Source organism: Micromonospora maritima, from assembly GCF_902825405.1.
Taxonomy (GTDB): domain Bacteria; phylum Actinomycetota; class Actinomycetes; order Mycobacteriales; family Micromonosporaceae; genus Micromonospora; species Micromonospora maritima.
Map to the genome: position 1 here is coordinate 1 of NZ_CADEAU010000135.1, position 12212 is coordinate 12212.

General features: G+C 73.6%; 13 protein-coding genes. 5 read left to right on the forward strand and 8 right to left on the reverse strand.

The annotated features are described in order from the left end of the window. The 3 genes from HUW36_RS14790 to HUW36_RS14800 all read left to right on the forward strand — a co-directional run. A partial coding sequence (locus tag HUW36_RS14790) for a hypothetical protein (RefSeq protein WP_174528692.1) occupies positions 1-186 on the forward strand: 186 nt, incomplete at its 5' end. Further along, entirely contained in the window at positions 183-575 is a 393-nt protein-coding gene (locus HUW36_RS14795) for a roadblock/LC7 domain-containing protein (protein WP_091572222.1), read from the forward strand. The genes HUW36_RS14790 and HUW36_RS14795, both read left to right, overlap by 4 nt. Further along, entirely contained in the window at positions 572-1540 is a 969-nt protein-coding gene (locus HUW36_RS14800) for a TAXI family TRAP transporter solute-binding subunit (RefSeq protein ID WP_174528693.1), read from the forward strand. Before HUW36_RS14795 ends, HUW36_RS14800 begins: the two co-directional genes overlap by 4 nt. 82 nt (positions 1541-1622) lie before the next feature. Here HUW36_RS14800 and HUW36_RS14805 read toward each other — a convergent pair whose 3' ends face one another. Further along, complete coding sequence (locus HUW36_RS14805; RefSeq protein ID WP_174528694.1) at positions 1623-2375, reverse strand: GNAT family N-acetyltransferase; 753 nt, start codon at positions 2373-2375, stop codon at positions 1623-1625. 290 nt (positions 2376-2665) lie between these two features. On the opposite strand from HUW36_RS14805, the gene HUW36_RS14810 reads away from it, so the two are divergent. Next, the gene (locus HUW36_RS14810) at positions 2666-3520 is read left to right on the forward strand and encodes a MerR family transcriptional regulator (protein ID WP_174528695.1); all 855 of its coding nucleotides are present in this window, start codon (positions 2666-2668) and stop codon (positions 3518-3520) included. 99 nt (positions 3521-3619) lie between these two features. After that, a complete protein-coding gene (locus HUW36_RS14815; protein ID WP_174528696.1) occupies positions 3620-4114 on the forward strand; it encodes a hypothetical protein in 495 nt (164 codons plus the stop codon). Here HUW36_RS14815 and HUW36_RS14820 read toward each other — a convergent pair. The 7 genes from HUW36_RS14820 to HUW36_RS14850 all read right to left on the reverse strand — a co-directional run. Then, on the reverse strand, positions 4111-4650 hold the full coding sequence (locus HUW36_RS14820; protein WP_174528697.1) for a hypothetical protein: 540 nt from the start codon (positions 4648-4650) through the stop codon (positions 4111-4113). The two genes, HUW36_RS14815 and HUW36_RS14820, sit on opposite strands and share 4 nt — an antisense overlap. Further along, on the reverse strand, positions 4650-6548 hold the full coding sequence (gene dnaG, locus HUW36_RS14825; protein ID WP_174528698.1) for a DNA primase: 1899 nt from the start codon (positions 6546-6548) through the stop codon (positions 4650-4652). Before dnaG ends, HUW36_RS14820 begins: the two co-directional genes overlap by 1 nt. 72 nt (positions 6549-6620) lie before the next feature. Next, positions 6621-6866, reverse strand: coding sequence for a helix-turn-helix transcriptional regulator (locus HUW36_RS14830; protein WP_174528699.1), 246 nt, complete (start codon positions 6864-6866; stop codon positions 6621-6623). 10 nt (positions 6867-6876) lie between these two features. Then, positions 6877-7728, reverse strand: a complete 852-nt coding sequence (locus tag HUW36_RS14835) for an ABC transporter permease (protein WP_174528700.1) — start codon at positions 7726-7728, stop codon at positions 6877-6879. Beyond that, positions 7725-8699 (reverse strand): ABC transporter ATP-binding protein, encoded by a 975-nt coding sequence (locus HUW36_RS14840; RefSeq protein ID WP_174528701.1) that lies wholly within the window; start codon positions 8697-8699, stop codon positions 7725-7727. Before HUW36_RS14840 ends, HUW36_RS14835 begins: the two co-directional genes overlap by 4 nt. A gap of 44 nt (positions 8700-8743) precedes the next feature. After that, positions 8744-10378 carry a BCCT family transporter gene (locus HUW36_RS14845; protein ID WP_174528702.1) on the reverse strand — a complete coding sequence of 545 codons (1635 nt, stop codon included), beginning with the start codon at positions 10376-10378 and terminating at the stop codon, positions 8744-8746. Between the two features lie 68 nt (positions 10379-10446). Then, positions 10447-12212 (reverse strand): beta-ketoacyl synthase N-terminal-like domain-containing protein (locus HUW36_RS14850; RefSeq protein ID WP_174528703.1); only part of this gene is annotated, 1766 nt, incomplete at its 5' end.

Sequence of the window (12212 nt, forward strand, 5' to 3'; positions counted from 1 at the left end):
GGCCTGCCGCGCCGGACCCGGGGCGGGCAGCTGCCCGCCCCGTTGCCCGACACCAGCGGGCCGCCGCCCGCGGCGGACCTGCTCGACCCCGAGGTGGTACGCGCCCGGCTGTCCGCCCTCGCCGAGGGGGTGGCCAGCGCGACGCGCCGTGCCCCGAACACCACACCCACCGGGAGAACGCCATGACCACACCCGTTACCGCCGGACTCGACTGGCTGCTGGCGAACTTCGCCGAGCAGGTGCCGGACGTCTCGCACGCGCTCGCGGTCTCCGAGGACGGCCTGCGGCTCGCCGCCTCGCCCGATCTCTCCGCCGACCAGGTCGACCAGCTCGCCGCCGTGATCAGCGGCCTGGCGAGTCTGACCGTCGGGGCGGCCCGGCTGATGTCCGCCGGCCGGGTCCGCCAGCAGATCGTGGACATGGACGGCGGGGTGATGCTGGTGATGGCCGTCGGCGAGCGGGCGTTGCTCGGCGTGCTCGCCGCGCCCGGCTGCGACCTGGGCCAGATCGGCTACGAGACGGCGACGCTGGTGCAGCGGGTGGCGGAGGCGCTGGAACCGGCGGCCCGCCGGTGACCGGCCGCCCGCGGCGGCTGGTGGCCGCCCTGCTGGCGGTCGCGCTCCTGGTCGGCTGCGGCGGGAACGCCGAGACGCCGGCATGGCACGGCGGGCGGATCTTCCTGGCCACCGGCAACACCACAGGCGTCTACTACCAGCTCGGCGGCGGGTACGCCGACCTGATCACCCGCCACCTGCCCGGCTACGAGGCGCGGGCGGAGCCGACCGGTGCGTCGGTGGAGAACATCACCCGGGTGGCAGGTGGCGACATGGAGATCGCGTTCAGCCTGGCGGACACCGCCGCGGACGCGGTCAACGGGCGGGGCGCGTTCGACAGGCAACCGCAGCCGGTGCGGGCGCTGGCCCGGGTCTACAGCAACTACACCCACGTGATCGTCCGGGCCGACGGCAAGATCCGCAGTTTCGCGGACCTGCGCGGCAAGCGGATCTCCACCGGCTCGCCGAAGTCGGGCACCGACATCATCGCCGGTCGCCTGCTCACCGCCGGCGGCATCAACCCGGACCGGGACATCAAGCGGGTGAACCTGTCCCTGCCGGAGACCGTGAAACGAATGCGAGCGAACACGCTGGACGCCATGTTCTTCTCCGGCGGGCTGCCCACCCCCGGCGTCAAGGACCTGCTCTCCGCCGCGCCCGGCACGTTCCGGCTGCTGCCGCTGACCGAACTGATCGAGCCGTTGGGGGCCCGCTACGGCTCGGTCTACACCACCGCCACGCTGCCGAAGGAGGTCTACGGCACGCCGGAGCCGACGCCGACCATCACGGTGGCGAACGTGATCCTGGTGGCCGCGGACATGCCGGACCAGCTCGCGTACGACCTGACCCGGGTGCTCTTCACCTGGCAGGGCGAGCTGGTCCAGGTGCACCCGGAGGCGGCGAACTTCACCCGGTCGAGCGCGGCGCTGACCGACCCGATCCCGCTGCATCCGGGGGCGGCGCGGTTCTACCGCGACGACGGCTGAACATGCGTGACCCGGCCAGCGCACCCACCGGCCGACGACCCGGGCCGCGGTCGTGGACCGCGGCCCGGGTCCTCCTGTCACCTCAGCTCAGGGCGATGTAGAGCCGTCGACCCGCGGGCCGGTAGCCGACGCGCTCGTACACCCGCCAGGAGTCCTCTCCGGACGCCTCCAGCCAGGCGACCTCGACGCCGACGTCGAACAGCCGCCGGGTGACGTCGGCGGTGATCGCGCCCGCCAGCCCCTGGCGGCGGTACGGCGTACGGACGGCGATGCCGGCGACCTCGCTCACCCCGCCGACGGGCGGTGCCGCCCCGCCACCTCCCGCGCAGGTGCCGTCGTCGGTCACCGCCATCACGACCACACCACCGGCGTCCTGCTGACGCAGGACCCGAGCCACGTCGGCCCCGGATGCCACCGGGTCCCCGCCGAACGCCTCGTTCTGCGCGCCGACAGTCGCGGCGCGCTCGGTGTCGGTGGTCGGCACGCGCAACCGGACGTGGTCGGGCGCGGGTGGTGTCCGCAGGGTGCCCGGCACACAGAGCAGGTAGGTGTGCCGGGCCTCCACGACGAAACCGGCACCGGTCAGGAGCGCCTCCAGGCCGGGGGCACAACTGGTGACGTACTCCAGTCGGGGTGTGCGACCGGCCGCGCGGAAGGCCGCGACCAGGGCGGCGACGTCGCCGGCGGTGACGGTGGCACCGGGGCGCGGCGTCGCGTAGTTGATGTGAGGGCTGGACGTCGTCGGATCCGTCCCGATCACGAACGGCCCCACCTCGATGGGCGCGGGTCGGTTGCGCAGGTTGGCGACGACGGACTGTTGGATGCGGGCATCCATGTTCACTGTGGGCCTCGCTGAAGGAGTGGAGCTGCGATGGACGGAAGCAGCGTGGGACCACCCGACCACGCACCACGCCGCGCGACCTGCACCGGTCGCGTGTCGCGTCGTCGTCAGGCGGCCGCTCGGCCTACCCGGATCACAGGCGTCAGTCCCTCATGCGTAGCGCCCACGCCGAACGCGTGGTCGACGGCGACAGTGCCGCAGCCGGCCTGAGCCTGTCAAGCGTGATTACCGGGGACCGGCGTGCTTGACCCTCACACGGTGTCAGGGCCGAAGCTGGGAGGACCATGTTCAGTATCGGAGAGTTCGCCGGCCTGGGCCGGGTGTCGGTGCGCATGCTGCGCCACTACGACGCCATCGGCCTGTTGCGTCCCGCCCACGTCGATCCGCACAGCGGCTACCGCTTCTACACCGCCGCGCAGCTGCGCCTGCTCAACCGGGTGACCGCCCTCAAGGACCTGGGCTTCAGCCTCCAGCAGGTGCAGACACTGATCGACGAGAAGGTGGGCGCCGCCGAGCTGCGCGGCATGCTGCGGCTGCGCCGGGCCGAACTGGCCACGCGCATGCGGCAGGACACCGCCCGCCTGGCCCAGGTCGACGCGCGACTCCGCATGATCGAGAGCGAGGGACACATGGACACCGGAGACGTCGTCCTGAAGAGCATCCCGGCGATCCGGGTGGCGCAGCTGTCCGCCACCGCCGCCGGCTACGACCACCCGACGTCGATCACGGAGAACCTCTCTCCGCTCTATCCGCGACTGACGGAGTTGCTGGAGCGACACGGGGTGCCGGTCACGGCCGCGCCGATCGCCTGGTACGAGCCGGCGCCGTCCGGGCCGGGCGACGAGACGATCCGGGTGCACGCGGCGTTCCCGATCGGGGACGCCGAGGTGGACCCCGCCGACGGCTTCGAGGTGGTCACCCTCCCGCCCGTCGCCGACGCGGCGACCGCACTGCACCACGGCCCGATGTCGGAGGCGTTCCGGACCGGCCAGAAGATCGCCAACTGGATCGACGACAACGGCCACCGGGTGATCGAACCGGGCTTCGCCCGCGAGATCTACCTGGACTGCCCGATGGACGACCCGGACCGGTGGGTGACCGAGATGCAGGTGCCGGTCCGCCTCTCCACCGCGGCCTGACCGGGTCCTGCGGACGCCGGGGCGTCACACCGTCACCGGTCGACGCGGCCGCCCCGGCAGCGCCCCCCGTCAGGGCGATGGACGGCGCATAATCCGGGCATGCTCCACACCGGACGGGCCGGCACCTGGCTGGCGATCGGCCTGGTCGGCTCGGTGCTGTTCCGCGGCACCCTGTGGCTGTTCACCACCCTGAATCTCGCGCCCCTCCTCGGGCCGGGCGACCTGCTGCTCTACGAGGTGCTCGAGCACCCCGTCGGCACGGCGGTCTGGCTCGGCGACATCATCGCGTCGTTCCTGCTCGCCGTCGTGACAGGTGTCGTCTGTGGAGGGCTGCGCGGCGACCGGGCGTGGGCATACCGGTGGGGGCAGGGGCTGGCCCGCTTCTACGTCGTCCTGAACCTGGCGACCACCACCGTCACCGGTGCCCTGATGTGGCACTGGGGCCCGCCGGCCCGCGGGTTCCTGGCCATTCCGTTCGCCGCGTACCTCGTCTCGCTCGCCGTCGCGGTCTTGGCCGCCCGCGAGTTGACGGCACGACGCGGGGCGGCGGTGCCGGAGGACCGGCGACCGGCGCTGGACGGCCCGGGCGCCTAGACGTCGGCGGGCGTGGCGGTGGCCCGGGCCGCGGCGACCAGCCGGTCGGTCTCGGCGACCACCGCCTCGTCGTCGGCCGGCGTGCCCGGGTCGTAGCGGACCGTCCAGGTCAGCCCGTCGACGCCGGGCACCCTCCGGGCGGCGACCCGGCCGGCGCCGCCGGGCACCGGGTGGTGCGCGGTGTACGCGACCGAGCCGGTGACCCGGGTCCGCACCTGGTGCGGCAGGTCACCCGGGTCGACAAGCAGGTAGGTCTCGGCCGGGAGGTCGGCGACGACCAGGTAACCGCCGTCGCGCTCGCCCACCGTCTCGGCCGGTGTGACGGTCAGCTCCCGGCCGGACCAGACCACCTTGAGGATGTCGTGCCAGCCGAGCCGTTGGGCGCGGCCGGGCAGCCAGAGCCCTCGGTTGCTGGCGACGAGCACACCGTCGCCCTCGCCGTTGCCGGCGGCGGCCCAGGCCAGTACCCGCTCGTCGGCGGCCAGCGGCGGCCGATCGGCCGGAGGGAGCTTCGGGCGGCGGTTGAACAGACCCATCACAGTCCTCCGGCGGCCTGCTCGCGCAGCGCCCGCGCGTGTTGTTCGAGCGAGAGCAGCTCCCCGAACAGGGCGAAGTATTCGTCCTTGTTGCTGACCGGGTTGATCCGCTGGATCTTCGACTTCAGGTCACGGATCCGGCCGGTGACCGAACTCCACTGGAGCCGGGCCATGGTGACCGACACGTACCTCGGGTCGGGCTCGCCGTCGATGCGCAGCGGCTCGACCGCCAGCTCGCCGACGAGCGCCTGGGCGGCCAGGTCGTCACAGGCGTCGCGGACCTGCTCGATCCAGACCGCACCGCCGGTGGCGCCGGACGCCCCGCCGGCGGCGGCGACGGCGGCGCGCACCGCCACGTGCACCGGGTGCTGGTAGTCGGCGGCCTCGACCGCGTCGAACATCGGGCCGGCCAGCACCGGCTCCTGGAGCGCCAGCTTCAGCGCCTCCCGCTCCACCATGGAGCGTGGGCTGTCCACGCTCGGAACGGCCGGCCCCCGCCGGGTCGGCGCGGACGTTGGCGTGCCGGCGGCGGGCTGCCCGTGCGCGGCGGCCAGCACCGCGCGCTGCACCGGCTCGATCTCCATGCCGAGGTCACCGGCGAGCTTGCGGACGTATTCCGGGCGCTTCTCCCGGTCCTTGATATTCGCGACCAGCGGCGCGGCCCGGCGCATCGCCTCGACCCGGCCGTCGACGGTGTCGAGGTCGAATCGGTTGATCATGTGCCGGAGCGCGAAGTCGACGAGCGGCTCGCGGCGCGCCACCAGGTCGCGGACGGCCAGGTCGCCCTTGGCCAGGCGCAGCTCGCACGGGTCCATGTTGTCGGGGCTGACCGCGATGAACGTCCGCCCGACGAAGCGCTGGTCGTCCTCGAAGGCGCGCAGCGCCGCCTTCTGCCCGGCCGCGTCGCCGTCGAACGTGAAGATGATCTCGCCGGCCCGCTCGTCGCTGTCGAACAGCACCCGGCGCAGCACCGAGATGTGGTCACCGCCGAACGCCGTGCCGCACGTGGCCACCGCGGTCGGCACGTCGGCGAGGTGGCAGGCCATCACGTCGGTGTAGCCCTCGACCACCACCACCTTGCCCTGCTTGGCGATCTCCCGCTTGGCCTGGTCGATGCCGTAGAGCACGTGCGACTTCTTGTAGATCGGCGTCTCGGGGGTGTTGAGGTATTTCGGGCCGTCGTCGTCGTCGAAGAGCTTGCGGGCGCCGAAGCCGATCACGTCGCCGGTGATGTCCCGGATCGGCCACATCAGCCGGCGGCGGAACCTGTCGATCAGCGAGCCGGAGCGGGCCGGGCGGGACAGGCCGGCGGTGACCAGCTCGTCGTGGGTGAAGCCCTGCTGGCGCAGGTGCCTGGTGAGCAGGTCCCACCCGTCGGGGGCGAAGCCGCAGCCGTAGCGCTCGGCGGCGGCCCGGTCGAAGCCGCGCCCGGCGAGGAACTCCCGGGCCGGGCGGGCGCCGGCGGTGGTGAGCTGGGCCCGGTAGAACTCGACGGCGGCGGCGTGCGCGGCCACCAGGCGCTGCCGCTGCCCCTGCTGCGGGCGGGCGCGCGGGGCTGACCTGTCGTCCTCGACGTAACGCAGCTGGATGCCGGCGCGGGCGGCCAGCCGCTCGACGGACTCGACGAAGCTCAAGTGCTCGGCGTCCATCAGGAACTTGATCGCGTCGCCGCCGACCCCGCAGCCGAAGCAGTAGAACACGTTGCGGGCGGGCGAGACGTTGAACGAGGGGCTCTTCTCGTCGTGGAACGGGCAGAGCCCCTTGAGGTTGCCGCCGCCGGCCGACTTGAGCGTCACCACCTCGGAGATGACGTCCGCGATGGCGGTGCGCTCGCGGACCAGCGCGATGTCCTCGTCCCGGATCCGCCCCGCCATGGCCGCCACCTCCTCGGCGTACATCCTGCCCTGCCGGACCGACGATCCGGTGGCCGGGGGGACGGGCGTGTGGCGGACGCCGCCCGCCCGACCGGCTCAGGCCGAGCGGGCGGCCGTGGTGTCGCCGATGCGGGGGAACGGCTCGATCGAGAAGACCACCTCGACCGGCACCTCGAAGTAGGCGGCGATGCGCAGCGCCAGGTGCAGGCTGGGCCGGAACTCACCCCGCTCCAGGTAACCGACGGTCTGGTAGTGCACACCGAGCGCGTCGGCGAGCTGGCGCCGGGAGATGCCCCGTTCGGCGCGCAGCACCGCGATCCGGTTGTGCACGGTCTCGCTCATCGACGCCCTCTCATCCGACCCGCTGCATGGCCCGCTCCCGCCGGGCCGCGACCCGCGAGCCGGACTCCCGGCGGGCCATCCGGCGCAGCACCACCGGGGCCAACACGAGCCCGAGCACCGCCCAGGCGCCGAGCACGCCGAGCGTCTCCAGGTGGCGCCAGGAGCCGCCCAGCTCGACCGCCGCCAGGTCGGCCGGGAGCAGCGCCGAGCGCATGCCCAAGCCTAGCCAGTAGAGCGGGAAGACCTGGGCGACGCCCTGGAGCCAGCCGGGCAGCCCGTTGATCGGGTAGAAGATGCCCGACAGCGCGATCAGGCCGAAGATCGGCAGGACCACCAGGCCCATGTTGCGCGGGTTCTCGATCAGCGAGCCGATCACCGCGCCGAGCGGCAGCGTGGCCACCAGCCCGAGCGGCACCACCCAGGCCAGGGTCAGCCACGCGCCGGGGTCGCCGAGCCGCAGCCCGTCCAGGAAGAACAGCCCGGGTACGAGCTGGATGACGAGCCCGATCAGCGAGATCGCCGAGATCAGCACGAGCTTGCCGACCAGGTAGCCGAGCATCCCGTTCGGGATCGCCTTGGCGCGCAGCAGCGTGCCGTCCTCCCGGTCGACGATGAGCTGCTGGGCCAGCCCGAGCAGGCCACCGAAGACCAGGCCCATGCCGAGGGCGCTGGGCAGCGTCCGGGCGCCGAGCGAGAAGTCGGTGCCGGGCACGGTCGAGCCGCGCATGAAGAACATGGCGACCAGCAGGACCGCGGTCGGGAAGAAGTAGTTCCACAGGTCCTGGCCGTTGGTGAACGTGGTGCGCAGCTCGATCAGGCCGCGCCGCAGCCCGGCGCGCAGTGCGGTGGTGGTGGGGTTCATCGGGTCTCCTCCTGCTGCCACACCCGCTCGGCCCGGCCGGTGCGGATCCCGGTCTCCTCCTCGTGCACCAGCGTCAGGTACGCGTCCTCCAGGCTGGCCCGGCGCACCTCCAGCTCCCGCACCCGGTCGCCGTGCTCCCGGAGCAGGTCGCGCAGGAAGGCGGTGGCGTCGGCGGTGGCGTGCACGTAGCGCTCCCCGTCGCGGGTCCAGCGGACCTCGGCGTCCCCGCCGACGCGCCGGGCCAGCTGGTCCGGCGAGCCGTCGGCGATGATCCGGCCACCGGCCAGGATGAGGATGCGGTCGGCCAGCTTCTCCGCCTCGGCCAGGTCGTGGGTGGTCAGCACGATGGTGGTCTCGTCCAGGTCGGCGAGGCGGTGCACCAGCTCGTGGAACTCGCGCCGGGCCGCCGGGTCGAAGCCGACCGTCGGCTCGTCCAGGAACAACAGCTCCGGGCGGCCCACGATGCCGACCGCCACGTCCAGGCGGCGGCGCTGCCCGCCGGAGAGCCGGGCCACCCGGCTGCCGGCGTGCGCGGTCAGCCCCACGGTCGCCAGCAGCTCGTCGACCGGCCACGGCCGCGGGAACCGGTCGGTGGCGTAGGGCGCGTAGAAGTCGCCGAGGTGGGCCAGCAGGTCCCGCACCCGCCACTTGCCGTGGTCACGCCAGGACTGGAGCACCACGCCGAGCCGGGCGCGCCACCGCTCGTCGCCGTGCGCGGGGTCGACACCGAGCACCCGGACCGTGCCGGCCGAGGGCAGCCGGAAGCCCTCCAGGATCTCGATGGTGGTGGTCTTGCCGGCGCCGTTCGGTCCGAGCAGGGCGACCACCTCGCCCCGCCGGGCGATGAGGTCGACGCCGTGCAGCACGTCGACCGTGCCGTAGCGCATGCGCAGGTCGCGGACGTCGAGGGCGAGATCCTCGTCGGGAGGTCGGGGTGCCGCGACGGCCCCCGGGAGTTCGACCGCAGTCATGCCCCGGAATGTAGCACTGCTACTACAATTTGAGGTACACCCGCTCAGCGGTGCGGGCGGTGCAGCCACCGCGTCACCGGCGGCGGATCCTCCTCCTCGTACGACCGGGCGGCGCGGACCGCGGCGGCCAGGCCGGACCGGCGCGGCCGGGTGCCCGCGCGCAGGACCGGATCGGCGGCCATCTCCCGGACCATCGCCACCGCCAGGGCCAGCATCACCACCACGAACGGCAACGCGACCAGGATCGTGGCCTGCTGCAACGCGGCCAGGCCGCCGGCCAGCAGCAACGCGGCGGCGACCGCGCCGATGAGCACCCCCCAGAGCACCACCACCCCCCGGTGCGGCCGCAGCGCCCCCCGCGAACTCAACGAGCCGAGCACCAGGGAGGCCGAGTCGGCGCTGGTGACGAAGTAGAGCGCGATCAGCAGCATGGCGAGCACACTTGTCACCGTGGCCAGCGGCAGCGCGTCCAGCAGCCCGAACAGCGCCTGCTCGGACCCGGCGTCCACGTCGGCCACGAGGTCCCGGGTACCGGTGGCCTGGGTGCGCAGGGCGGTCCCGCCCAGCACCGCGAACCAGACCGCGCTCGCTCCGCTGGGCACCAGCAGCACCCCGATCAGGAACTGCCGCACCGTACGGCCGCGCGAGATGCGGGCGATGAAGGTGCCGACGAACGGCGCCCAGGAGATCCACCACGCCCAGTAGAAGATGGTCCACGAGCCCAGCCAGGCCGGGTCGGAGAACGCGCCGGTGCGGGTCGACATCCGCACCAGGCCGCTCAGGTAGTCACCGACCGCGGCCGGCAGCACCTCCAGGGTGTAGACGGTCGGCCCGACGACGAAGACGAACAGCATCAGCAGGACCGCGATCAGCACGTTCGTGGTGGACAGCCACTTCACGCCGCGGTGCAGGCCGGAGAACGCGGAGACGACGAAGGCCAGCGTCAGCGCGCCGATGATCACCAACTCGACGGTGCGGCTGTCCGCCACGCCGGCCACCAGGTCCAGACCGGCCGCCACCTGGAGCGCCCCCAGCCCCAGGCTGGTCGCCGAACCGAACACGGTGGCGAAGACAGCCAGCAGGTCGATCGCCCGGCCGAGCACGCCGTCCGTACGCGCCCCCAGCAGCGGCGCGAACGCCGACGAGATCCGGTTGCCCCGCCCCTTGCGGAACGTCGAGTACGCCAGCGCGAGCGCCGCGATCGCGTAGATGCCCCACGGGTGCAGCGTCCAGTGGAACAGCGTGTACTGCATGGCCGTGGCCGCGGCGGCGCCGGTCTGCGGTTCGACGCCGGACGCGGGCGGTGGTGCGGCGTAGTGCTGGATCGGCTCGGCGACGGCGAAGAAGACCAGGCCGATGCCCATGCCGGCGCTGAACATCATGGCGATCCAGGCCAGCCCGTTGAACTCCGGCTCCTCGTCGTCGGCCCCGAGGCGGATCCGACCGAACCGGGAAGCGGCGACGACCACGGCCAGCACCAGGAACGCGTCGGCGGCGACCACGAAGAACCAACCGAAGGTGTCGATCGTCCAGCTCAAACCGGCCGCGCCGAAACGGGCCAGCGAGCCACGGGCGAACACACCCCAGAGCACCACGGCCAGCACGCCGGCCACCCCGAGCCCGAGCACCACCCGGTCGGCCGGTTGCGTCGCGGGCCGCTCCCTCACCTGTTCCGCCATGGCCCCATCCTGAGCGGACCGAGGCCCCGGCCGGGCCGAAAACCCCCAGGTCCGCCCCCCGAGCAGGGTCAGGCGACGGTGGCGGCTTCCTCGGCCTCGACCTCGGCGTTCCAGGCCTGCTTGGTGGAGCGCCAGCCCTCGTCGTCCATGCCGCGCCGCCAGTAGCCGGAGATGGACAGGTCGCCCCGGGGCACGCCACGCTCGACCCGCAGCAGCCGGCGCAGCTCCTTCACCGCCCCGGCCTCACCGTGCACGAACGCATGCACCCGGCCGGGCGGGAACTCCAGCGCCCGCAACGCCTCGACCAGCGGCTCGCCGAACGGGCGGCCGGCGCGGTGCAGCCACCGCAGCTCGACCGCGCCGGCGCTCCAGTCGATGTGCGGGGACGGCGCGTCCACGTGCAGGGTCGCCGGGGCGACGCCGTGCCGCATGGCGAGGATCATCTTGATGATGCCGGCGACGCCGGCGGCGGCCTGGGTGTGGCCGAGGTTCGACTTGACCGAGCCGAGCAGCAGCGGCCGGTCCGCCGCACGGTCCTGCCCGTACGTGGCCAGCAGCGCCTGCGCCTCGATCGGGTCGCCGAGCGTGGTGCCGGTGCCGTGCGCCTCCACCACGTCCACGTCGGCGGTGCCCAGCCGCGCGTTGGCCAGGGCCTGCCGGATCACCCGCTGCTGCGAGGGACCGTTCGGCGCGGTGAGCCCGTTGGACGCGCCGTCGGAGTTGACGGCGGTGCCGGCCACCACGGCCAGGATCCGCCGGCCGTCGCGGCGGGCGTCGGAGAGCCGCTGCACGAGCAGCACGCCGACGCCCTCGGCCCAGCCGGTGCCGTCGGCGGCGGCGGCGAACGACTTGCACCGCCCGTCGGCCGCGAGCCCGCGCTGGCGGGAGAACTCGATGAACGTGCCCGGGTTCGCCATCACGGTCACGCCGCCGGCCAGCGCCAGGTCACACTCCCCCGACCGCAGCGCCTGCGCCGCCAGGTGCAGCGCGACGAGCGACGACGAGCAGGCGGTGTCCACGGTGACCGCCGGACCCTCCAGCCCGAACGCGTACGCGACCCGGCCGGACACCACGCTGCCGGAGGTGCCGGTGCCCAGGTAGCCCTCCACGCCGTCGGGCAGGTCGCGCACCCCGGCCGCGTAGTCGTGGTACATCAGGCCGGCGAACACGCCGGTGCGGGAGCCGCGCAGGGTCGCCGGGTCCACGCCCGCGGACTCGAAGCTCTCCCAGGAGGCCTCCAGCAGCAGCCGCTGCTGCGGGTCCATGGCCAGGGCCTCGCGCGGGCTGATGCCGAAGAAGCCGCTGTCGAAGTCGCCGGCGCCGGCGAGGAAGCCGCCGTGCCGGGCGTACGAGGTGCCGGGGTGGTCCGGGTCGCTGTGGAACAGGGTGTCGAGGTCCCAGCCCCGGTCGGCGGGGAACTCGCCGATGCCGTCGCGCCCGGCGGCCAGCAGCTCCCACAGGTCGTCGGGGCTGTCGATCCCGCCCGGGTAGCGGCAGGCCATTCCGACGATCGCGATCGGCTCGTCGACGCCGGTGACCGCCGCCGCGCCGGCCCGGGTGGCGGTGGCGCCGCCGAGCTGCTCGTACACGTGCGCGGCCAGCGCGGCCGGGTTCGGGTGGTCGAAGACCAGGGTGGACGGCAGCCGCAGCCCGGTCGCGGCGTTGACCCGGTTGCGCAGGTCCACCGCGGTCAGCGAGTCGAAGCCCAGCTCCTGGAACGCCCGGTCGGCCGGCACCGCGTCCGCGCCGCCGTGGCCGAGGACCTGGGCGACGAGGCTCCGGACCAGCAGGTCGACCTCGGCGCGGGCCTCGTCGGCGGGCAGCGCGGCGAGCC